20 protein-coding genes are annotated in these 22,788 nt (G+C 62.7%); 17 read left to right on the forward strand and 3 right to left on the reverse strand.

What is annotated here, in order from left to right; translation table 11 throughout:
• The first annotated feature begins 33 nt into the window (after positions 1-33).
• The 16 genes from HK439_RS18155 (at position 34) to HK439_RS18230 (ending at position 15,885) form a co-directional block, all read left to right on the forward strand.
• Positions 34-369 (forward strand): DUF736 domain-containing protein, encoded by a 336-nt coding sequence (locus tag HK439_RS18155; protein ID WP_038146343.1) that lies wholly within the window; start codon positions 34-36, stop codon positions 367-369.
• A gap of 4 nt (positions 370-373) precedes the next feature.
• The gene (locus tag HK439_RS18160) at positions 374-1,084 is read left to right on the forward strand and encodes a lytic transglycosylase domain-containing protein (RefSeq protein WP_038146338.1); all 711 of its coding nucleotides are present in this window, start codon (positions 374-376) and stop codon (positions 1,082-1,084) included.
• 1,153 nt (positions 1,085-2,237) lie between these two features.
• Positions 2,238-3,470, forward strand: coding sequence for a DUF3363 domain-containing protein (locus tag HK439_RS26965; protein ID WP_268877523.1), 1,233 nt, complete (start codon positions 2,238-2,240; stop codon positions 3,468-3,470).
• Positions 3,471-3,645: 175 nt separating this feature from the next.
• A complete protein-coding gene (locus tag HK439_RS18170; RefSeq protein ID WP_038146330.1) occupies positions 3,646-5,634 on the forward strand; it encodes a conjugal transfer protein TraG in 1,989 nt (662 codons plus the stop codon).
• Between the two features lie 14 nt (positions 5,635-5,648).
• On the forward strand, positions 5,649-6,110 hold the full coding sequence (locus HK439_RS18175) for a CopG family transcriptional regulator (RefSeq protein WP_038146325.1): 462 nt from the start codon (positions 5,649-5,651) through the stop codon (positions 6,108-6,110).
• Between the two features lie 146 nt (positions 6,111-6,256).
• Positions 6,257-7,249, forward strand: coding sequence for a P-type conjugative transfer ATPase TrbB (gene trbB / locus HK439_RS18180; protein ID WP_038148842.1), 993 nt, complete (start codon positions 6,257-6,259; stop codon positions 7,247-7,249).
• Entirely contained in the window at positions 7,246-7,578 is a 333-nt protein-coding gene (locus HK439_RS18185) for a TrbC/VirB2 family protein (protein WP_009450539.1), read from the forward strand. Before trbB ends, HK439_RS18185 begins: the two co-directional genes overlap by 4 nt.
• Complete coding sequence (locus tag HK439_RS18190; RefSeq protein ID WP_009450537.1) at positions 7,578-7,859, forward strand: VirB3 family type IV secretion system protein; 282 nt, start codon at positions 7,578-7,580, stop codon at positions 7,857-7,859. The genes HK439_RS18185 and HK439_RS18190 overlap by 1 nt, the downstream gene beginning before the upstream one ends.
• A 10-nt stretch (positions 7,860-7,869) precedes the next feature.
• The gene (trbE, locus tag HK439_RS18195; protein ID WP_038148840.1) at positions 7,870-10,377 is read left to right on the forward strand and encodes a conjugal transfer protein TrbE; all 2,508 of its coding nucleotides are present in this window, start codon (positions 7,870-7,872) and stop codon (positions 10,375-10,377) included.
• Positions 10,374-11,156, forward strand: coding sequence for a P-type conjugative transfer protein TrbJ (gene trbJ / locus HK439_RS18200; protein WP_038148837.1), 783 nt, complete (start codon positions 10,374-10,376; stop codon positions 11,154-11,156). The genes trbE and trbJ overlap by 4 nt, the downstream gene beginning before the upstream one ends.
• A gap of 20 nt (positions 11,157-11,176) precedes the next feature.
• Positions 11,177-11,464 (forward strand): putative entry exclusion protein TrbK-alt, encoded by a 288-nt coding sequence (trbK-alt, locus tag HK439_RS18205; protein WP_038148836.1) that lies wholly within the window; start codon positions 11,177-11,179, stop codon positions 11,462-11,464.
• Positions 11,465-11,467: 3 nt separating this feature from the next.
• Positions 11,468-12,835, forward strand: a complete 1,368-nt coding sequence (trbL, locus tag HK439_RS18210; RefSeq protein WP_038148834.1) for a P-type conjugative transfer protein TrbL — start codon at positions 11,468-11,470, stop codon at positions 12,833-12,835.
• Positions 12,832-13,521 (forward strand): conjugal transfer protein TrbF, encoded by a 690-nt coding sequence (gene trbF, locus HK439_RS18215; protein ID WP_038148833.1) that lies wholly within the window; start codon positions 12,832-12,834, stop codon positions 13,519-13,521. The genes trbL and trbF overlap by 4 nt, the downstream gene beginning before the upstream one ends.
• Positions 13,518-14,531 (forward strand): P-type conjugative transfer protein TrbG, encoded by a 1,014-nt coding sequence (trbG, locus tag HK439_RS18220; protein WP_038148831.1) that lies wholly within the window; start codon positions 13,518-13,520, stop codon positions 14,529-14,531. Before trbF ends, trbG begins: the two co-directional genes overlap by 4 nt.
• Positions 14,528-15,661, forward strand: coding sequence for a TrbI/VirB10 family protein (locus HK439_RS18225; protein ID WP_190292904.1), 1,134 nt, complete (start codon positions 14,528-14,530; stop codon positions 15,659-15,661). Before trbG ends, HK439_RS18225 begins: the two co-directional genes overlap by 4 nt.
• A gap of 2 nt (positions 15,662-15,663) precedes the next feature.
• Positions 15,664-15,885 (forward strand): DUF2274 domain-containing protein, encoded by a 222-nt coding sequence (locus tag HK439_RS18230; RefSeq protein ID WP_038148826.1) that lies wholly within the window; start codon positions 15,664-15,666, stop codon positions 15,883-15,885.
• Here HK439_RS18230 and HK439_RS18235 read toward each other — a convergent pair.
• Positions 15,880-16,509 (reverse strand): TetR/AcrR family transcriptional regulator, encoded by a 630-nt coding sequence (locus tag HK439_RS18235; RefSeq protein WP_038148824.1) that lies wholly within the window; start codon positions 16,507-16,509, stop codon positions 15,880-15,882. The genes HK439_RS18230 and HK439_RS18235 overlap by 6 nt on opposite strands.
• 207 nt (positions 16,510-16,716) lie before the next feature.
• Between HK439_RS18235 and HK439_RS18240 the strand changes: the two genes are divergently transcribed.
• Positions 16,717-17,688, forward strand: coding sequence for a LysR family transcriptional regulator (locus HK439_RS18240; protein WP_038148823.1), 972 nt, complete (start codon positions 16,717-16,719; stop codon positions 17,686-17,688).
• A 139-nt stretch (positions 17,689-17,827) separates the two neighbouring features.
• Here the strand turns inward: HK439_RS18240 and HK439_RS18245 are convergent, their stop codons facing one another.
• On the reverse strand, positions 17,828-21,046 hold the full coding sequence (locus HK439_RS18245; RefSeq protein ID WP_328804192.1) for a DUF499 domain-containing protein: 3,219 nt from the start codon (positions 21,044-21,046) through the stop codon (positions 17,828-17,830).
• A gap of 13 nt (positions 21,047-21,059) precedes the next feature.
• Positions 21,060-22,709 (reverse strand): DUF1156 domain-containing protein, encoded by a 1,650-nt coding sequence (locus HK439_RS18250; protein WP_235987996.1) that lies wholly within the window; start codon positions 22,707-22,709, stop codon positions 21,060-21,062.
• Positions 22,710-22,788: the final 79 nt, after the last annotated feature.

Genomic DNA, 22,788 nt, shown 5'->3' on the forward strand with positions numbered 1-22,788 from the left:
CCACGCCAAATCCACCAACACAGGAGACACACCATGCCACAGATCGGTCAATTCGCGCGTGACGCATCCGGCTTCGCCGGTCAGCTCGTCACGCTCACCATGAAGCGCGATCTCGTCATCGTGCCCGCTGAACATTCCGATGCGGAGAATGCGCCGGACTATCGCGTCCATTACATTGAACATGACGGGCCGGAGGTCGGCGCTGCATGGAAACGCACCGGCGAAAAGGCTGGCGAATATCTCTCGGTGCTGCTCGACGATCCCGCCTTGCCGCAGCCGATCCGCGCCAATCTGTTCCGCGATGACGACACCGGCTCGTCATGGTCACTGCACTGGAGCCGCCCGCGGCCCCGCGAAGATCGGGACTGAGATCATGCGATCCCTCGCCCTTCTTCTCTTCACGGCCCTTCTGTCGGCTGGCAGCGGCTCGATGCCGGCCATGGCGCAGGTCACGCCGCAACCCGCGCCTGTTACCGCGCATCCCCATGCTGCTTTCATTGCAGAGGCGTCACAGCGTTTCAGCATTCCAGAGCAGTGGATTCGGGCCGTGCTGCGTGTGGAAAGCGCGGGCGATGTGCGCGCCATTTCATCGGCAGGCGCGATGGGACTGATGCAGGTCATGCCCGATACCTGGGCGGGCCTGCGCAGCCGCCATGGCCTCGGGCGCGATCCTTACGATCCGCGTGACAACATCCTCGCAGGTACGGCGTATCTGCGGGAGATGTGGGACCGCTATGGCAATGTCGCGGCCATGCTTGCCGCCTACAATGCCGGTCCCGGTCGCTATGACGAGCATCTGGCGACAGGTCGCACTTTGCCCGCAGAAACACGCGCCTATGTCGCCACGCTCGCACCTGTTCTCGGCAGTGCGACTGCGCCTGATGTGCCGACGATCGTGCCGCCGCCGCCACCGGATTGGCGCGAAGCCCCGCTCTTCGTTGCGCAATCCGGCGGCATTTCAGCGGCGGTTAATCAGCCATCGAGCGACATCCACGCAACCGCTTCTCTGCGCGATCCCGCCGTTCAGGAGCCGCAGGACAGCGGCATATTCGTGGCCCTTGCGAGCGATGGCGACAAGCCATGAGCATGGCGTTTACGCGCTCGTTCGGTCCATTTCCGGTGTGCAGTCAGGCTTGGGTGCGCCTGGCAGCATTCCCGGCAGGAAGGGCAAAAAGGGAAGGAAAGGCGGAGGGCAAGATAAAGGAAACCGGCACCCTGTCGGGGCGGTTTCTGGGCAAGCCCTTGTCTGCACACTGTTTTGGGACGCGGCGCACGGCACCATGCTTTTGGGCCTCGCGTGCCGCGATATGGCGCAAAGCCATGGCGTTGCTGGGTTTTGACCGGCACTCTAACCGAATATCGGCCGATTTTCCGCCGTCACGGCTTCGGATACGATGATGAGTGGCGACGACGAGAACCGCTTTCTCCCGAAGCCTGGCCGCATCAGGTCGGACGTGCCGAAGGCGGGCAAGGCGAAGAGCTTTCTGACGCAGGCAAAGAAGCTGGCGCGTCAGCATAGCAACCGCCCCGGCAGATCATCATCATTCGCATCACGGACCTACTCGTCGCCTTCATCTGGTTCGGCTGGAAAGAGTGGGAAGGCATCGCGGGCCGGCAAAGGTCCGGGCGTCAAGCGTGGCCGTGGTGCGGCCTTTGTCCGCGTCCGAACGCTGTCGGGCGGCTGGCGGCACAGTGCGGCCGGCGTGCGCCGCGTCGTCGTCAAGACCCGTTATGCCCAGAGCGCGTGGAAGAATGGCAAAGGGGCTGCCCATCTGCGCTACATCCAGCGCGACGGCACCTCGCGCGATGGCGAACGTGGCCAGCTCTATTCGGCGACCGAGGACCGCGCTGATGGAGATGCCTTCCTTGATCGCGGCAAGGATGATCGCCACCAGTTCCGCTTCATCGTCTCGCCCGAGGATGCCGCCGATCTTTCCGATCTCACCGACCACACCCGCGATCTGATGAGCCGCATCGAGGCCGACCTTGGCACGAAACTCGATTGGGTGGCGGTCAATCACCACAATACCGGCCATCCCCATGTCCATGTCATTGTTCGGGGGAAGGACGATCTGGGCGAGAACCTGGTTATCAATGGCGACTATCTCGCCAATGGTATTCGTGAGCGGGCGAGCGAACTGACCACGCTGGAACTCGGCCCCGTGACCGAGATCGAGCAGAGCCGCAAGCTGTCTGCCGAAATCGATCAGGACCGCTTCACGCGCATCGACCGCGCCATGACCGAGGAAGCCGAAGAAAGGTTCCTCGATCTGCGCCACGAACCGGCAGATGCACGCCGCCAGTTCAACCGCACACTTCGCCTGCGCCGTCTCGCCAAGCTGGAAAAGATGGGGCTGGCTACGGAACATGCACCCGGCGTCTGGGAGCTTGGCGCGAAGATGGAACCGGCGCTGCGTGAACTCGGTGAGCGCGGTGACATCATCCGCAACATGCACAAGGCGCTGAAGGCCGATGGGCAGGAACGTGATCCGATGACCTTCCAGCTTCACGATGCCGCACCCGCGGCGCCCATCACCGGCCGCGTCGTGGACAAATATCCCACCGACGAGATGGGCGAGAACCTGACGCTCGTGGTGGACGGCATCGACGGGCGAACACACCATCTTCCCGGCATTGATCCGGCCCGCGTCGAAGATGCCCGGATCGGCAGCATCGTGGAAGTCGGTCCCGCCGATACAGCACAACGTCCCTCTGATCGCACCATCGCTGCGATCTCGGAAAATGGTATCTACCGACCGAGCCGCCACCTCGAACAGGCGAAGTTCGAGGGACGTGTGCCGGGTGGCGATTATGAGGGCTATGTCGATGCCCATGTCCGGCGATTGGAATCGCTACGCCGGGCCGGGATTGCCGAGCGGATCGACGCCGACCAGTGGCACATCCCCGAAGACTTCGAGAGCCGCGCCACCGCCTATGATGCCGGTCGCAACCGGCAGGCCAGCATCCGTGTCGTCTCGACCTTCGATCTGGAAAAGCAGATTGGGTCCGATGGCGCGACCTGGCTCGACCGGCGATTGGTCACACCGGACGCCTCGGACCTTACCCCGGCAGGGTTCGGCCAGCAGGTGCGCGAGGCTATGGACCAGCGGCGTGAACACCATATCGCACAGGGCGATGCCACGCGGCAGCAGAATGGACGCATCCTCTATCGGCGCAACCTGCTCGCCAATCTGCGAGAAAGGGAAGTGGCCCGCGTCGGTGCGGAAATGGCCAGCAGCAAAGGCTTGCCGTTCCGGGCGGCTGCCGATGGCGAAAATATCAGCGGCAAGTTCACCGGGACCGCACATCTATCGAGCGGCAAGTTCGCCATTGTCGAAAAGAGCCACGAGTTCACTCTTGTCCCATGGCGGCCAGTGATCGACCGCCAGCTCGGCCGCGAGATTGCGGGCATCGTGCAGGGTGGATCGGTATCGTGGCAAATGGGGCGAACACGAGGGCTCGGGATTTGAGCCTTTGCCGATCTGGCACCTCGCAAATTGTTCTGTCGACATCGGCATCTGAAAGGGCCTGTCCGATGTGCCGCCGATAGTATCCGGCAACACGGCACCCCTGCTTTTCCTATTGCCGCTTTCGAAAACGTCTATTCTTTGATCGGCTCCGACTCTCTTGCCGATTGGAGCCTGTATGCGTGGTGGCCGAATACTCTGGGGCCAGATCATTGTCGTATTCACCATTGTCCTGGTGATGGTCTGGACTTCGACACAATGGGTGGCCTTCCGCCTTGGCTTTCAGCCCCAGCTCGGCAATCCATGGTTCGATGTTGCGGGATGGCCGGTCTATTATCCTCCGGCCTTCTTCTGGTGGTGGTTTTCCTATGACGCCTATGCGCCCGGTATTTTCACCGAGGGCGCGTTCATCGCCACGTCCGGGGCGTTGTTCGCTATCGCCGCCGCTTTTTTCATGTCGATCATCCGGGCGCGCGAGGCGCGCAACGTCGCCACCTACGGTTCGGCGCGATGGGCCGAAGACAAGGAAATCCATGCTGCCGGACTGCTCGGTCCCGATGGCGTGGTCCTTGGCAGGCACAGCAAGGACTATCTCCGGCACGACGGCCCCGAGCATGTCCTTTGTTTCGCGCCCACCCGATCAGGCAAAGGCGTCGGTCTCGTTGTGCCGACGCTGCTGACCTGGCCGGGAAGTTGCATCGTGCACGACATCAAGGGTGAGAACTGGAATCTGACGGCCGGCTTCCGGTCCCATCACGGCCGCGTCCTGCTGTTCGATCCGACCAATGTGCATTCCGCAGCTTACAACCCGCTGCTGGAAGTCCGTCAGGGGGAGTGGGAAGTCCGCGATGTCCAGAACATCGCGGATATTCTGGTCGATCCCGAGGGCAGTCTCGACAAGCGCAACCACTGGGAAAAGACCAGCCATTCGCTACTGGTCGGCGCCATCCTGCATGTACTCTATGCCGAGAAGGACAAGACGCTGGCCGGCGTCGCGAGTTTTCTGTCCGATCCCCGCCGTCCGGTCGAGGCAACCTTGCGCGCCATGATGGACACACCGCATCTGGGCGAAGCCGGTGTGCATCCCGTCATCGCTTCGTCGGCACGCGAGCTGTTGAACAAATCCGAGAACGAACGCTCCGGTGTGCTGTCCACGGCGATGTCCTTTCTCGGCCTCTACCGAGATCCGGTCGTGGCCCGCGTGACGGCCCGCTGCGACTGGCGCATTGCTGATCTGGTCGGAGCAAAAAAAACCGTCAGCCTCTACCTCGTCGTACCGCCCTCGGACATCAACCGGACCAAACCGCTGATCCGTCTGATCCTCAATCAGGTCGGGCGGCGGCTGACCGAGGAGCTGGAAACCACCGAAAAACGCCACCGTCTCCTGTTGATGCTGGACGAGTTCCCCGCGCTCGGGCGGCTTGATTTCTTTGAATCGGCGCTCGCCTTCATGGCCGGCTACGGCCTCAAAGCGTTCCTGATCGCGCAGTCGCTCAACCAGATCGAGCGGGCCTATGGACAGAACAACGCCATTCTCGACAACTGCCATGTGCGTGTCGCCTTTGCTGCCAATGATGAACGCACCGCCAAACGGATCAGTGATGCGCTCGGCACGGCGACAGAAATGCGCGATTCCACCAACTATGCCGGTCATCGCCTCGCGCCATGGCTCGGGCATCTCATGGTTTCACGGCAGGAAACGGCGCGGCCACTCCTGACGCCCGGCGAAATCATGCAGCTTCCGCCAACCGACGAGATCGTCATGGTGGCGGGCGTGCCGCCGATCCGCGCGGCTAAGGCGCGCTATTACGCCGATACGCGGTTTCAGGAACGGGTGTTGCCGCCGCCCGATCTGCGCAAGCCGTCGGTGAAGATGGTAACATCGGCGCCAGACGACTGGACGAGCCGTGTTGTTGCGGCCGCGGCCGGCCACGGCCCCACGTCGAACACGTCCGACGACGATCCTGCCAATGCCGGTATCCGTCGTGAGCCGGAGCTTCCCGAGCATGAGGAAATCATCCCGCCACCACCGCCGCCATCGCAGGAGTTTGATTTTCTCGATGATGAGCCCGACGTCGATGCCGCCAAAGCCCGCGCCATGCGTCAGCGGATGCGCATGGTCGCGCGGCAGGCGTCACTCGACCCAAATGACGGCATCGAGCTTTGAGAAGGAAGACAGGCATGACGAGTCGCACCCGCATGAATGTCTACTTCTCCTCGGATCTGCTGAAGCAGGTCGAGGGTCTGGCGCTGCGTCGCAATGTTTCAAAATCCGCAGTGATCGAGGCTGCGGTCGCATCCTTCCTGTCCGGTGACACGACCGAACGGCTAGAAGCCGCAATGTCGCGACGCCTGGATAAGCTTGGCCGCCAGTTCGATATGCTGGACGAAGATGTCGCCATCCTCGGCGAGACGCTTTCGCTGTTCGTACAATTCTGGCTCACCATGACGCCGCCGCTGTCAGATAGCGCGAAACAATCGGCGCGCATCAAGGGCAACGAGCGCTTCGAAGGCTTCATGCAGACGCTGGGCAAGCGCCTGGCTTCCGGCGACAGGTTCCTGAAAGAGTTGTCGCGGGATATGGATTCGCTTCCCGATCTTTCGTCGCAAGGCCAGTCTGAAGCCGATGGAAACCAGCCCTGAACGTTCGATCCATCCGATTTGCCGCCGTCAGCCGCCGATGCCCGCACGCGCACAAACATCTGTTGAAACGGCCCTAAATCAGGTTCTTTTAATCGACCCCAATCCGGGGTCCGTCTTTTGCGCGTCCCGCCATGAACGGGGCCGCCATGACCGCATCACATCAGAAACCCGAGACGATTGCGCGTGGTGCGCGGATGCTGCGCACCGCGCTCGGGGCATCGATTGCCCGGTTTCTGGAAGATCCCGGTGTGGTCGAGGTGATGCTGAATCCCGATGGCCGCATCTGGGTGGATCGGCTCTCCGAAGGTCTGGCCGATACGGGAGAGAGGCTGTCTGCGGCTGATGGCGAGCGGATCGTCAGGCTGGTCGCCCATCATGTTGGCGTCGAAGTTCATACCCGAAGTCCGCGTGTATCGGCCGAACTGCCTGAGACCGGAGAGCGCTTCGAAGGGTTGCTGCCGCCTGTCGTCACGGCGCCGACCTTTGCCATCCGCAAGCCCGCCGTCGCGGTGTTCACGCTCGACGACTATGTAAACGCCGGGATCATGACCAGCCATCAGGCCGAGGTGTTGCGCCTGAACGTCGCCACGCGGGCCAATATCCTCGTCGCGGGCGGCACCTCCACTGGCAAGACCACGCTGACCAACGCGCTGCTGGCAGAAGTCGCCAAGACTTCGGATCGCGTCGTGATCATTGAAGACACGCGCGAACTGCAATGCGCCGCGCCCAATCTGGTCGCGATGCGCACCAAAGATGGCGTGGCGACGCTCTCCGATCTGGTGCGTTCGTCGCTACGCCTGCGCCCGGATCGCATCCCGGTCGGCGAGGTGCGCGGGTCCGAAGCTCTCGACCTCCTTAAAGCCTGGGGCACCGGCCATCCGGGCGGGATCGGCACCATCCATGCCGGTTCCGGCATTGGCGCGCTGCGACGCCTCGAGCAGCTCATCCAGGAAGCCGTCGTCACCGTCCCGCGCGCCCTGATCGCCGAGACCATCGACCTTGTCGCCGTTCTTGCCGGACGTGGATCGTCCCGCCGCCTGGTCGAACTCGCCCGCGTCGATGGGCTGGGAGCGGACGGCGACTACGCCATCACGCATCCCATTACTTTGGCAACCACCCCGAAAGGAAACCCTTCATGATCCGCACGATTTCACGCGGCTGCCGCATCATGGCAACCGCCGCTGCCACTGTTTCCATCAGTCTGATGCTGGCGCCTGCCGCACACGCCTCCGGCTCCTCCATGCCCTGGGAGGCCCCGCTTCAGTCGATCCTCCAGTCGATAGAAGGTCCTGTCGCCAAGATCATCGCCGTCATCGTCATCATCGCCACCGGCCTGGCGTTGGCCTTTGGCGATACCTCCGGCGGCTTCCGCCGCCTGATCCAGATCGTCTTCGGCCTGTCCATCGCCTTCGCTGCGTCGAGCTTCTTCCTGTCGTTCTTCTCGTTCGGCGGCGGGGCGCTCATCTGATGGCGGGCGGGTTTGAACAGCTCGATGCGGTGCCGGGCTTCTCCATCCCGGTTCACCGGGCGCTGACCGAGCATATCCTGCTCGGCGGCGCACCGCGTTCGATTGCCATCGTCAACGGCACGCTGGCCGGCGCCGTCGGCCTCGGCCTTCGTCTCTGGCTGGTTGGCATCGCCATCTGGGCGGTCGGACATTTCCTCGCGGTATGGGCTGCCAAACGCGATCCGCTTTTTGTCGAGGTGGGCCGCAGGCATCTGCGCATCCCCGGTCATCTGTCGGTGTGAAGGCGCGCCCATGATGAACCTCACCGAATATCGCCGTACCGCCACCCGCCTCGCGGATTTCCTGCCCTGGGCCGCGCTCGTTGGCTCGGGCGTCGTGCTGAACAAGGACGGCAGTTTCCAGAGGACAGCGAAGTTTCGCGGGCCGGATCTGGATTCCGCTGTCGCCGCCGAGCTGGTCGCGGTCGCCGGGCGCATCAACAACGCCGTGCGCCGCCTCGGCTCCGGCTGGTCGATCTTTGTTGAGGCTCAACGAAGCGAAGCCGCGATCTATCCCGGCAGCCAATTTCCTGATCCGGCTTCCGCTCTGGTCGATGCCGAGCGCAAGGCTGCCTTTGAGGAAGCGGGCACGCATTTCGTGTCAGGTTACTTCCTGACCTTCCTCTGGCTGCCACCCGCCGAAGATGCAGCTCGCGCCGAGACCTGGCTCTACGAGGGCCGTGAGCAATCCGGCGTCAATCCATGGGAGCTGATGCGCGGCTTCATCGACCGCACCGACCGCGTGCTGGCGCTGCTCGACGGCTTCATGCCCGAATGCCACTGGATCGATGACGCGGGCACGCTGACCTATCTCCATTCCACGATTTCCACGAACCGCCATCGTGTCCGCGTACCCGAAGTGCCCATGCACCTCGATGCGCTGCTGGCCGATCAGCCGCTGACTGGCGGTCTGGAACCGCGCCTTGGTGACAAGCATCTGCGCGTCCTGACCATTATCGGCTTTCCGACAGCGACCACGCCCGGCCTGCTCGACGAGATGAACCGGCTCGCGTTCCCGTATCGCTGGTCCACCCGCGCCATCCTGATGGACAAGACGGACGCGACGAAACTCCTCACCAAAATCCGCCGTCAATGGTTCGCCAAGAGAAAATCCATCGCCGCGATCCTCAAGGAGGTGATGACCAACGAGCAATCGGCGCTGGTGGACACCGATGCGTCCAACAAGGCGCTCGATGCCGACATGGCCTTGCAGGAACTGGGCGCTGACGTCGCCGGCATGGCCTATGTCACAGCAACCGTCACCGTCTGGGACGCCGACCCCCGTATCGCCGACGAGAAGCTGCGTCTGGTCGAGAAGATCATTCAGGGCCGTGACTTCACGGCCATGCCGGAAACTGTCAATGCCGTCGATGCCTGGCTAGGCTCGATCCCCGGACATGCCTACGCCAATGTCCGGCAGCCGCCGATCTCGACGCTCAACCTCGCCCACATGATCCCTCTATCGGCCGTGTGGGCGGGGCCGGAACGGAACGAACATCTCGGAGCGCCCCCCTTGCTGTACGGCAAGACCGAAGGTTCGACTCCGTTCCGGCTTTCCCTTCATGTCGGCGACGTGGGCCATACCCTCGTCGTCGGCCCGACCGGCGCGGGCAAGTCCGTGCTGCTGGCGCTGATGGCGTTGCAATTTCGCCGCTATGATCGCAGCCAGATTTTCGCTTTCGATTTCGGGGGATCGATCCGGGCATCCGCGCTCGCCATGGGGGGCGACTGGCATGATCTCGGCGGTGGGTTGACCGAGGGATCGGAGGTTTCCGTTTCCCTGCAACCGCTGGCGCAGATCGATGATGCCTATGAGCGGTCATGGGCCGCTGACTGGATCGCCGCGATCCTGATGCGTGAAGGCATGACCATCACGCCGGAGGTGAAGGAGCACATCTGGACGGCACTGACATCGCTGGCATCCGCCCCGGCGGGGGAACGGACCATCACCGGCCTTGCCGTGCTGCTGCAATCCAACGATCTGAAACAGGCGTTGCGCCCATACTGCATTGGCGGCGCCTATGGCCGGTTGCTCGACGCCGAGGCCGAACATCTCGGATCAGCCGATGTACAGGCCTTCGAGATCGAGGGGCTGGTCGGCACTGGGGCTGCGCCTGCCGTCCTGTCCTATCTGTTTCATCGGATCGGCGACCGGCTCGACGGTCGGCCAACCCTGCTCATCATCGACGAAGGCTGGCTGGCGCTCGATGATGAGGGGTTCGCCAATCAGCTCCGCGAATGGCTGAAGACACTCAGGAAGAAGAACGCTTCCGTCATCTTCGCCACGCAGTCGCTCTCGGACATTGACGGCAGCAATATCGCGCCCGCCATCATCGAAAGCTGCCCGACGCGGCTGCTTCTCCCGAATGAACGCGCCATCGAGCCGCAGATCACGGCAATCTACCGCCGCTTCGGCCTCAATGACCGGCAAATCGAGATCCTCGCGCGGGCCACGCCCAAGCGGGACTACTACTGCCAATCGCGGCGCGGCAATCGCCTGTTCGAGCTTGGCCTCAGCGAAGTCGGTCTCGCGCTCTGCGCCGCATCATCCAAATCCGATCAGACCCGTATCGCCGAACTCGTCGCCGAGCATGGGCAGGACGGTTTTCTCGCGGCCTGGCTGCGCGATCGCGGCGTCGAATGGGCCGTCGATCTGATCCCGAACCTTACCAATCTTGTCGAACGGACAGAGCCTGCTCGGCCGGTCGCGCCGGATCAAATCCATCCAGATGACAGCCAAGAAAAGGAGACCCTGCCATGATCCGTATCCCCGTTTCCCGATATGTCAGTGCATCCGTGCTGGCGCTGACGCTCGCCATGCCTGTTGCACTGTCGCCCATGCTGACAAGCCCCGCTCACGCTTTTGGCTTCGGCCGCATCGTCTATGATCCGACCAACTATGCCCAGAACCTTCTAACCGCCGCCCGTACGCTGGAGCAGATCAACCACCAGATCACCTCGCTTCAGAATGAAGCGCAGATGCTCATCAATCAGGCGAAGAATCTTGCCAATCTGCCGTATTCCTCGCTCCAGACTTTGCAGCAGAACGTCCAGCGCACGCAGCAGCTTCTGGCTCAGGCGCAGAACATTGCCTTCGACGTGCAGAACGTCGACCAGGTGTTCCAACAGAAATACGGCAAGGTTTCGCTGTCCGCGACCGACGCCCAGCTCGTCGCCGATGCGCGGTCCCGCTGGCAGAATACGGTCGGCGGCTTGCAGGACGCCATGCGCGTGCAGGCCGGTGTCGTCGGAAATATTGACACCAACCGCGCTGAAATGTCCGCCCTTGTCGGGCAGAGCCAGAACGCGACCGGCGCGTTGCAGGCGACACAGGCGGGCAATCAGCTTCTCGCGCTCCAGTCGCAGCAGCTTTCCGACCTGATCGCGCTGATGTCCGCCAATGGTCGCTCCGAAGCCCTGATCGAGGCCGAGCGTGCCACCGCCGCCGAACAGGGCCGCATCCTGCGCGAGCGCTTTCTGACGCCGGGATCGGGCTATCAGCCTGGCAATGCCCGGATGTTCGGCAACGGCAACAACTGACCGGACAGGAGGGGCGCGACATGGACGGCAAGATGCTGGCGCGGCTGGGCGCGATCATATTCGTGGCCATCGCCATCACCGCGACGGTGATCGAAATGACACGCGAGGACGAACCAGCCCAGCCCCGTCCGGCCCCGGCGCTTCAGGCGCCTGCCGATCCACTGCGCCAGAGCCTGCGCCACTGCCAGCAACTTGGCGAGGCAGCCGTGAACGATCCCGACTGCCTCGCCATCTGGGCCGAGAACCGCGACCGGTTCCTCGGCCGGACGCCGGTGCCCGCCGCCCCGCATCAGAACGGGGGTCAGTGAACCATGGGCGGCACCGGCGTCATCGACAATTTCCTGGGCGTCTTCACCAGCTATATCGACAGCGGCTTCGGCCTGCTTGGCGGCGAGGTCGCCTTCATCGCCACCACGCTAATCGTCATCGACGTGACGCTGGCCGCACTCTTCTGGTCCTGGGGTGCGGATGACGACATCATCGCACGCCTCGTCAAGAAGACGCTTTTTGTCGGTGTCTTCGCATACCTGATCGGCAACTGGAACAATCTCGCCCAGATCATCTTCGACAGCTTCGCTGGTCTTGGCCTGAAAGGTTCGGGCACCAGCTTTTCCGCCGCCGATCTACTGCGGCCCGGCAAGGTGGCGCAGACCGGCCTCGATGCCGGTCGCCCGCTGCTCGAATCCATCTCGGATATGATGGGCTACTGGTCCTTCTTCGAGAACTTCATCCAGATCGCCTGCCTGATGTTCGCCTGGGCGCTGGTGCTGCTCGCCTTCTTCATTCTCGCCGTGCAGCTCTTTGTCACCCTGATTGAGTTCAAGCTGACCACGCTGGCCGGTTTTGTGCTGATCCCCTTTGGTCTCTTCGGCAAGACTGCCTTCATTGCCGAGCGCGTTCTTGGCAATGTCGTTTCCTCCGGCATCAAGGTGCTGGTCCTGGCCGTCATCATCGGCATCGGATCAACCCTATTTAGCCAATTCACGGCAGGCTTCGGCGGCGTGACGCCGACCATCGACGACGCCATGGCGATCGTGCTGGCCGCCCTTTCCCTTCTCGGCCTCGGCATCTTCGGTCCTGGCATCGCGTCCGGTCTGGTTTCTGGCGGCCCGCAGCTTGGCGCAGGTGCGGCTGTTGGAACCGGCCTTGCCGCTGGCGGCATGATGCTTGCCGGCGGCGCTGCCGCAGGCATGGCCGCGAAGGGAGGGACAGCGGCGCTGTCGGGTGGAGCTGCGGCTGTCCGTGGTGGTGCTGCCGCCGCAGGTGCGGCGAGCGCCGCCTACAGTGTCGGCTCGCTTGGCCAGTCCGGCGCTGCCGGTGTTGCCTCCGGTCTGGGCGGTGTTGCCCGTGCCGCAGGCTCTGCTGCCGCATCGCCCCTGAAGCGCGCCGCCTCGAAGGCATCGGAAAGCGTCACGTCCAGCTTTTCCGATGGAGCGCGTGCCGGCTTCGGCGTCACTGGTGGCTCTTCCACGGCTGGAACTGTCGGAGGTGCCAGCGAGGCCGCGAGTGCTGGCCCATCGCCCGCCGCGCAGGCTGGCGGCTCTCCGGCATGGGCAAAGCAGATGCAGCGCAAGCAGACACTCAGTCACGGCACGTCGATGGCCGCCCATGCCGTGCGCGCTGGCGACAGCCATGGCGGCGGCTCCTCCATCAATCTTTCTGAAAGTGACCGCTCATGAACATCTTCAAACGTCCATCGGCCCATTACGGCAAATCGCCCGAACCCGAGACGCCCTATCAGAAAGCTGCCCAGGCCTGGGACGAGCGTATCGGTTCGGCTCGCGTGCAGGCTAAGAACTGGCGCATCATGGCCTTCGGCTCACTGATCCTCTCGGCCGGTTTCGCCTCTGCTCTGGTCTGGCAATCGGCGCGCGGGACGGTCGTGCCCTGGGTGGTGCAGGTCGATAATCTCGGCCAGGCCCAGGCCATCACCGCAGCCACGGCCGATTACCGCCCGACCGATCCGCAGATCGCCTTCCATCTTGGCCGTTTCATCGAGCAGACGCGCTCGATCCCGGCGGATGCCATCATCGTGCGCCAGAACTGGCTGCGCGCCTATGAGTTCACCACAGATAGGGGAGCGGCCGCGCTCAACGACTATGCCCGCGCCAACGATCCGTTCACCCGTGTCGGCCGCCAGCAGATCGCAGTCGAAGTTTCCAGCGTCATCCGCGCCTCGAACGACAGTTTCCGCGTCGCCTGGACCGAGCGCCATTACGAGAACGGGCAGCTTTCCACGACCGAGCGCTGGACCGCGATCCTGACCATCGTGATCCAGACCCCGCGCGATGCCGAGCGTCTGCGCGCCAATCCGCTCGGCATCTACGTCAATGCAATTTCATGGTCGCGGGAGATGAGCCAATGACCATCGCGTCTTCCCGCAATTCCGCCTTGCCGGTTTTCCGTAAACCCGCCTTCGCGGCTTTGTTGCTTTCGGCCACCATGCTCGCCGGCTGCGCCACCAACAAAGCGCCGCAGTTCAGCTATGATGCCGATGTGCCGGCGTTGCCCGTCGTGCCGACCGCTGTCACGGATGACCGGCCTCGGCCGCTTCACACGCCGCCGGCCTGGACGGTCGCACGCGGCGGCACTGCTGCCGGAACACCGGCAGGCCGCGTCGAGAACGCCAATGCCGCCGCCCGCGTCGAGCCGCGCCGCGAGGGTTACTATAACGCCATCCAGATCTATCCCTGGTCGGAAGGCGCGCTCTATCAGGTCTATGCAGCACCAGGACAGATCACCAATGTAGCGCTGGAGCCGGGCGAAAGCCTGACCGGCGCGGGACCAATCGCGGCGGGAGACACCGCCCGCTGGATCATTGGCGATACCGAGAGCGGGAGCGGTACGTCGCGCCGGGTCCATATTCTCGTCAAACCATCCCGATCCGACATCTCAACCAATCTCGTGGTGACGACCGATCGGCGCACCTACATGATCGAGCTGCGCGCCCGTGAGGCGCTCTACATGCCGTCCGTATCCTGGTCTTATCCGGCGCTGCCTGCCGGTCAGCGCCAGACCGTTCCGGCAGCACCCATCATCCCGGTCGAGGCGGCACGCAACTATCGTTACAGCCTGACTGGAGATACGCCGCCATGGCGGCCGATTTCCGTCTTCGATGATGGCCGCCGTGTCTATGTCGTTTTCCCGCGCGGCATCGTGCAGGGAGAGATGCCACCGATTTTCGTCATCGGTTCCGAGGGCGAGACCCAGATCGTCAATTCCCGTGTTCACCAGAACATCTTGATCGTCGATCGGCTGTTCGGAGCGGCTGAGCTGCGTCTTGGTAGCGGCAAGCAGCAGCAGACGGTCAGGATCGTTCGCATCGAGCAAAGACAAGCTGCCCAGCCCGCTAAAGCCGGAGAGCAACCGTCATGAGTGAAGAGGCTACCACCAACCCAACGCCGATGCGTCTGCGTGCCGAGCCGCCGCGCGTCACGCGCCTGTCGCGCAAGATGCTGGCCGGTGCCGGAGCTGTTGCGCTCCTCGGCATCGGCGGGGCGCTGATCTATGCGCTCCAGACGCGCGATATGAGCGGAAACGGTGAAGAACTCTATTCGACCGAGAACCGCGCCACGGCAGATGGACTGGCAGGTCTGCCGAAGGATTATACCGGGCCGGTCCTGGGGCCGGCATTGCCGGGCGATCTCGGTGGCCCGATCCTGGATGCCCAGAACCGGGGTCAGCCCGTCACGCCGCCCGCCATGGCGACGCCTGCCCGCGATCCTGCCGAAGAGCGCCGGCTTGCCGAGGAAGAAGCCGCACGTCTTAGCACCGTGTTCTTCCAGTCCGGGCCAAGAGTGGCGACGACAGCTGGCTCAACGATTCCGGGGCTTGTGGGGCCGGACCTTGGTGCCCAACCTGAAACGCAGGACCGGCACACAGCTTTCCTCAATGGTCCTGTGGATCGGCAGACCGTTGCCATGGATCGGATCATGGCGCCTGCCTCGCCCTACATCCTGCAGGCCGGGGCAGTGATTCCGGCGGCGATGATTACCGGCATCCGCTCTGATCTGCCGGGGCAGATCACCGCGCAGGTGACGGAGAGTGTCTATGACAGTCCGACCGGCAGTCTGCTGCTGATCCCGCAAGGAACCCGCATCATCGGCCAGTATGATGCGGGCGTGCAATTCGGTCAGCGCCGCGTGCTGCTGGTCTGGAACCGCCTGATCCTGCCCAACGGCCGCTCCATCGTGCTGGAGCGCCAGCCCGGTGCGGACGCTTCCGGCAATGCCGGGCTGGAAGATGGCGTTGATTACCACTGGTGGGATCTGATGAAAGCGGCGGGGCTGTCCACGCTGCTCGGCATCGGCACGGAACTGGCGACCGACGACGAGGATCGCCTGATCCGCGCCATCCGCGACGGAGCGCAGGATACCATCAATCAGGCCGGGCAACAGATCGTCCAGCGCCAGTTGCAGGTCGCGCCGACCCTGACGATCCGGCCGGGCTACCCGGTCAGGGTCATCGTTACCCGCGATCTCGTACTCGAACCTTACAGGAACTGACCATGACGAAGCTGAAACTCGGCCCCCTCATCGAAGACAAGCCCGTGAAGGTGACGGTGGAACTGCCGGGGCCGCTGCACCGCGATCTTGCCGCCTATGCCGAAGTGCTGGCTCGCGAAACCGGCCAGCCCGCTGCCGATCCTGTCAGGCTGATTGTGCCGATGCTGGAACGGTTCATTGCGACAGATCGGGGCTTTGCCAGCGCCAGAAGATCTCGCTCATGAGGTGCCGCGCGAGTCATGGCGCGTCGCGGCGATGATTTCCATCAACGTATCGACGGCCTTTCGTGTCGCATCCCATTTGGCGGACTGGTCCATTTCCCGGTTCTGAAGGGTGAGGCTCACCGCGCCGTGTACCGTTGACCAGAACATGAAGCTGTAGCGCCTCAGATCCATGCCGGGCAAAAAGCCTTGGCCCTGAGAGCAGCGAAGTCCCGTCAGCAATAGATTTAGTATCTGTCTTCCAGCTTCGCCCGACCATGGATCATCGCTGACTCCGAGCCGTGGCGGCGGTGTGAACATCAGCCGGTACAGCGTGGGGTTTTCCAGGGCAAAGCGGACATAGGCATAGCTGCCATCACGCAAATAGCCGAATGGATTGCCGCGCATCTGCTGGAAGACGGCCAGCTTTTCTCTGTAGAGCTGGTTGAAACCTTCGTCCCGAACGGCGCGCAATAAGGCGCTTTTGTTGCGGAAATGGCCGTAAAGCGCTGGCGCTGTGCATCCGATGGCATGCGCGACCGCAGTCAGCGGTACGTCGAGGTCGCCACGCTCCGACAGCAGCCGGATCGTTGCGTCGATTGTACGACGAGCAATATCAAGTTCTTGCTCTTTCCGGGGACGGGCCATTCCGATGCCTGTTGCAACTTGTCGTGAAAACTAAACGACATTTACTTTTTTCGTTGACGGGCCGGAAGTCAAGAAGCAGCATTCGGTAACTGAACGTCGTTTAGTTTGAGGATGTGCGGAGAGCCGATGAACGCACATAGATCGATTTTCGCGTTGATGATGGCGGGGTGCCCGTCAGAAACCGAACGCTGTTTCGGATGATGCACCATGGCTGTGATCGGGAACAATCAGACCTCGCCTGATGATAGCCTCACGAAGGTCGTTGAGGGGAAACCTGGCACATCTGCGGTCCGGCTGAACCAGTTGCGATATTTTGTTGCCGCCGTCGATTATGGGAGTTTTCGCAAGGCTGCTGCCGCGCTTTCGGTGCAGGAATCCTCCATCAGCCGACGAATCCGTGATCTCGAAGATGAACTCGGGGCGTCGCTTTTTATGCGAAATGCTGGCGGGGTGCGGTTGACCGTTGCCGGGCGGGAATTCCTGCGCAACGCTCGCCATGCTCTTCGCCAGATCGATATCGGGGTGACAAAGGTGGCAGCGGTTGGCCGGGCGGAGCAAGGGCTGATCAAGGTCGGGATATTCTCGTCCCTCGCATCCGGTTTTCTGTTCGATTTGCTTCGAGATTTTGGGTCACGCCATCCGAAGGTGCAGGTCGACATTATTGATGGAAATTCGCCCGAGCATGTCGCCGCTGTCCGCAAGCTTTATCTGGACGTCGCATTCATCACGGGAACGACAGCATGGGACGGATGCGAGACGGAGCATATGTGGTGCGAAAAGGTTTACGTGGTGCTGCCTGATGAACATCCTTTGGCGGGCAAGCCCGAACTTGGATGGGCCGATTTGGCTTCCGAGCGGTTCATCGTGAGCGATGTCGCGCCGGGACAAGAGATCCACGACTATTTGGTCGCTCACCTTGCTGGTCTCGGCCGCCACCTCGATATTCAGTCTCAGCAGGTCGGCCGCGACAATATCCTATCTCTGGTCGCTCTCGGTCGGGGCCTCACTCTGACGAGTGAAGCGACGACCGTCGCGCAGTTTCCGGGGGTCGTTTATCGGAAGCTTGCCGGTGAGGTGCTGCCGTTCAGCATGGTCTGGTCCGCGCAAAACGACAATCCAGCATGTCGGCGGTTATTAAGCTTGGCCCGGTCGATGGCGGGACCGGCCGGGAGAAAGTAGGATTTGTCGGCACATGCGATTGTGCCGACGTGTAAGGCTACCCCAAGTTGCGCCCATCGGCTATTCCAGCGACTTTTCGATGAAGCCGAGCGTATTGGCGTTCTCGACCAAGGTTCGCACCTTGGAGCGCTCGAGTCCTTCAGGCACTTCCGCCTCGATCTCGAGCCTGAGTTTCACCTGACTGCCCGGAAGCGTGGTGAGCTGTTCGACGATCGCCTCTACAATCTGGTGGATGTCCCGGGCCGGACGATCCGGCGAGATCATCACGGTGCCGGAAAACCGCGTCGGCTTCTTTTCCGGCGCAGGCGTGGTCGGCGCGTCGTCCATTGGCGGCCCATCGGGCCCCGGCGTGCCACCACCCGGCCCCGAGGCTGTGTCGCCCGATCCAGGCTGCACCGGCGCCGGGCGGTGGGCTTCGGCCACCTCCGGTGTCACGATGACGCTGTCGCTGTCGATCACGACCGCGGCGCTGGCCGCCCGCTCGATCGCCAGCCCCAGATAGGTGCCGGCCCCCTCCTCCCATCGCTCGGCATAGGCGAACGGACCGGGCAGCATGCCACTCACCGCCGCCTGCACCGCCTTGACCAGTACGTCCTGGCCCTTGAGACGCGGCAGGTAGATGTAGCGGTTGAGATATTCCCGCAGGTCCTTGAGCGACAAATGCGGCTTGTCGTTCCAGATGTATTTCTGCAGGTCTCGGTCGAGGCGCGACGGCCCCAATTCCGTCAGCAGGCCCTCCTCGGCCACCAGCTTCTTGCTCGCCCGGGCCAGCAGCCCGTCCTGCGCCGGAATCTTGCCCGACACCCATTCCCAATCCGCCTGTGCGCTTTCCTGGGCGGGATAGTGCAGATAGCACCACGCCTCTTTCAGGCGCGTCTTCATCGTCTCGTTCGCCTCGACCAGCTTCGCCTTGGCCAGCGCACTGTCGCTCTGGGTGAGGTTCAGCCGCTCGGTGTCGCGCACGATCTCGCCCCACGCCAGGGACGCGCGCACGGCGTCTTTCAGATGATCTGAGCTGGCGGGCCTCCGCAGCGATGAACACCAGCATGTTGCGGTAGACGCGCGGCGTGCTGCCGCGCTGAGTGAGGATGTCCTTCGCCTCGACCAGCGCGTCCGAACCGTCGCGCCCGTTATGCGAATGCTGGACCCCCAGCACAACGACACGCACGCCGCCCGCCTCATCGGGGACTTCGGCTGACGAGGCCGGCGCGACCTGAACCGCGTCGAAATGCCCGCGATCGGCAAGCCCGTTCACGTATTTTCCGAGTTCGCTGTCGATCATCACATCGACCAGTGCCGCCTCGATCTGCGCCGCCTTGTCCGCTGCGATACGGTTAAGGCTCGCCGACATCGAGTACCAATAGCGGCCCAGATCGGCGTGCATGAACTTGGCCTGATTGGTCAGCCGGCGCAGCGCATCGCCGAAGATCGCCGGACGCTCGCCCGGCTGCACGACACCGAGATTGATCTGTTTGTCGTCGAGTCCGGTGTTCTGCTGCTGATGCGTCGGCGCCGTACCCATGAAGATCGCGCGGGCGACGCGGCGCGTCGCCGAATAGCGGTTAAGGTTGGGCGCCGATTGATCGACCTTGTACGGGGTGGAGGCCGTGCCATCGACGTCGCCGGCGATAATCGACTGCCAGGTCACGTCGAGATAATGGAGCAGTTCCGGCTCCACGCGCGGCGAACTCACCGCCACGCTGCCCGGCATGATCATCACTGACGGGTCTGCGTTCATCCAAAGTTCGTGGATCGCCTGCGCCATCAGGCGCAGGACGCCGCGCGTGCGCTGGAACTTCTCAAGCGAACCCCAGCTCGTATAGAGCTGGTCGAACAGCTCGGGATGGATCGGATAGGCCTTCTCCAGCTTGCGCCGATAATCCTCATCCGCGCAGCCTTGCGGGAAATCGTTGGCGTTTTCCCGGTACAGCTTGGCGAACTGCTTCAGCGTGTTGTCGCGATGATGGAACTTGTCGCCGGGGATTTCCTTGAACAGCCGCCGCCGGACGATCTCATAGCTCTCTTCCTGGCTCGCCGGCCGCCACGAGGATTCCACGCGGCTGAAGGTCTGCTTGAGGCGCGCGAGCGCCTCCTGGCCGCCTTCGCCGCCCACCTCGATCTGAGACGCCGGCAAGGAGGCGACCAGCAGCGTGCCGGGGCTGGCCTTAACCGCCTCGGTCAGCGACTGAACGAACGACAGGTTCGCATCGAACGAGCCGGACGGCAGGCCCTCGACCTTGTATATCTGGCGCAGATAGGCGACCCATTCATCGATCAGGATCAGGCACGGCGCATATTTCTTGAAGAGCGCCTCCAGAAGGTTGGAGCCTGGCGCAATGCCGCTGGCGTCATTTTCCGCCACCATGGCGAAGGCGTCTGCGCCGCCGAGCTGCCAGGCGAGTTCGCCCCAGGTCGTGCGGATCTTCAGGTCGCCTTCCGCGTGGAGCACGTCCTGCGGTCCTCGCGACGTGCCGACCAGGACCGCCCGATTGACGGCCTTCGGCACGGTCAGGCCGAGCTTGTCCAGCAACTGATCGAGGCCCGACAGGTCCTGCACCGGCGTCGGCCCGGCCATGTGATAGAGGGCCAGCATCGAGTGGGTCTTGCCGCCGCCGAAGTTGGTCTGCAGCTCGACGACCGGATCGCCCCCGCTGCCGGACAGCCGCTTGGCCGCGCCGATCAGCAGCGTGCTCAACCCTTCCGTCAGATAGGTGCGGCTGAAGAACTGGCGCGGATCGCGATATTCCGGCGGCGCGCTTCCCGAATGCACCTTGGCGAGGTCGGCCGCGAACTCTGCCTGCTGGAACTCACCGGTGGCGACATCCTGGTGCGGCTCGACCACCTCGCGCCACGGCAAGAGGCCGGCCACGGTATCGACCGAAATTTCGAGGCGCTGGGTCTTCCGGCGTTCCTCATTGCGCGCCAGCTCGGTGAACTTGGTGCGCAGGATGGTGTCGCGCATCTTGCCGAGCTGCTCGGCCGTTTCCCCCGCGCTGATCGCCTCCATCAGCCGACGCATGGAATCGAGCGCGCGCTCGGCGTCGTCATAGGTGAAAGTCTCATTGTGCGACAGCTTGTTGCGCACGTCGCCCAGTTCGTTGACCAGCGAGCGCTCCGCACGGCCAAGAACGGTCTTGAACGCCTCAGCCCAGAACCGATCCATCGCGTTGAACAGCGCGGCCTGATCCCAGCCGACCTCGCCGTTGCTGTTCGGGCGCAGGTTCGGCAGCTTCTCCAGAACCTGGACCTGCCAGTGCCCCTTGAGGGAGGTCTCCAGCCTCTTTTCGACGAAGGGGATCAGCGCCGACGGCAGCAGCTCCATCCCCTCAAACACATATTGGCGCGTACTTTTTGCCACGTCCCGTTCCCCCTTAAATATCCAACCGGATCTGACGATCGCCGCTTGTGTCGTGAATGGCCGCCGCGGCCTTTGTCAGCTCGGTCCAGTCGGCGATCAGGGCGTTGTAAGCCGTGGCCTCCTTGGCATCCTTCCGCTTGTTAGCGCTGATGTCGTAAAGGCAGTAGGCGAGATCCTTCACGGCCTCGGCCTGGGTGTTGATCTTCTTCATCAGGACGGCGGTGTCGTGGGAGATGCCGTCCTTCTCGTGCAGGCGGACCAGGTGCTGGAGGCATTCCCACACCGTCAGGTGGCCATCACTTTCCGGCTCCCAATCCCCGGCGAGTTCGTCGCGAGAGAGAATACGGACCTTGCCGGCGGCGCTTTCGACGATACCGGCGTGCTTGACGCTATCGACAGAGATACCGCGCGCGGTGGCGATGCTGTTGGCCGTACCGTATTCGCCCTTGCCCATGCCATTCTGCTCAAACCAGGTGATGGCGAACCGCGTGTCCGCGTCGAACTCGCCCTGGATGCCGCCGAGATATTCATCCAGTTCCCGGTTGATGAGCTGAAGTGCAGTTTTCACGCTCATCGGGCTGTCGTCGGATTCCAGCACGGCCTTGTAGCGCGAGAACACACCCATCCCGGGGCCGATGGCCGACTGCGGCATGTCTGCCGGCGCAATATTGGCAGCCTGAAGCTCGGCGATCGCCGGCGGCAGCTCGCGTTTCAAAGCACGGATGAATTCGGCACGTGAGATGATTTCGGCCGTGGCTTCCTTCTTTCGGCACACGAGAACGACCGAATTGGCGAGGGCGTTGGTGCCCTTGGCGATCAGCCGCCCGGGGCTTTCGGTACGAATGGGCCATGTGCCGAGCACAGAAAAACCAGCGGAAATAACCGCTTGCAGAAAGGTGGACCAGCCCGTTGAGCTGATTCCTTCCTGCTCAACTTCACTTTGCTTGAAAGCATAGTAGATCGTGGCGGGAAAATCTGCGGCCGTTCCGTCAGCCATTCTTCCAATTGCCGCCGTCATTCCTTCAAGGAAAAACTTCTCCGCTGCATCCGCACCGCCGTGCCGATAAGGGGTCGCAACCAATTCTTCAGTTTTCGGCGTCGCCAAAACACCGAAAATCGATGGATAGATTTCTTTTAGACTAGGCTTGAGCCAGCAAAAGAAAAAATCTGAAAGGTCTGCGTATCCGATGTTGTCATAATAGGGCGGATCGGATGAAATTACTGTTCCAGCCTCATAAATCACTTCCCCAGCATTAACTTGTTTAACAGATCCAATTCCTGACGCGGGGAAATCTGCAATTGCCCTGCTGATCTTATCGACCGGCGTCGACCAATTCCCCCCTGAGTTCGAGAAGAAGTTGACTTCAGCATAATCCCAGACCATCGGAATCGCTTGGCGAGCAAAGGTTTCGCGCAGGGCTCCTCGATCGCTCATCCAGCTTGTCACGGTTGAGCCGAGGTTTGTTAATTTCGAGATCGCGAAAGCCAAATATACACTCACCGCCTCCGCATATGCCTTTGCACCATCACCACCATCACGCAGCGGGGCCGTGTTGGAGGATTTGCTTGCAGCCGACGCATCAACCTCGACCTGCGCACGCACCTCATGCACTAGGTGTAGCGGCTTGCCAACATAAGCGCCTCTGCTCGCAAACATCGGCATTTTCTGCTCGAATTATCTGACAATGGAGCGGGCGTCGTGCTCACGCTCTTTGCCAATGTGCTCGCAAACATCCGGGTCT

Source organism: Roseibium aggregatum, assembly GCF_014692675.1.
Lineage (GTDB): Bacteria > Pseudomonadota > Alphaproteobacteria > Rhizobiales > Stappiaceae > Roseibium > Roseibium aggregatum_C.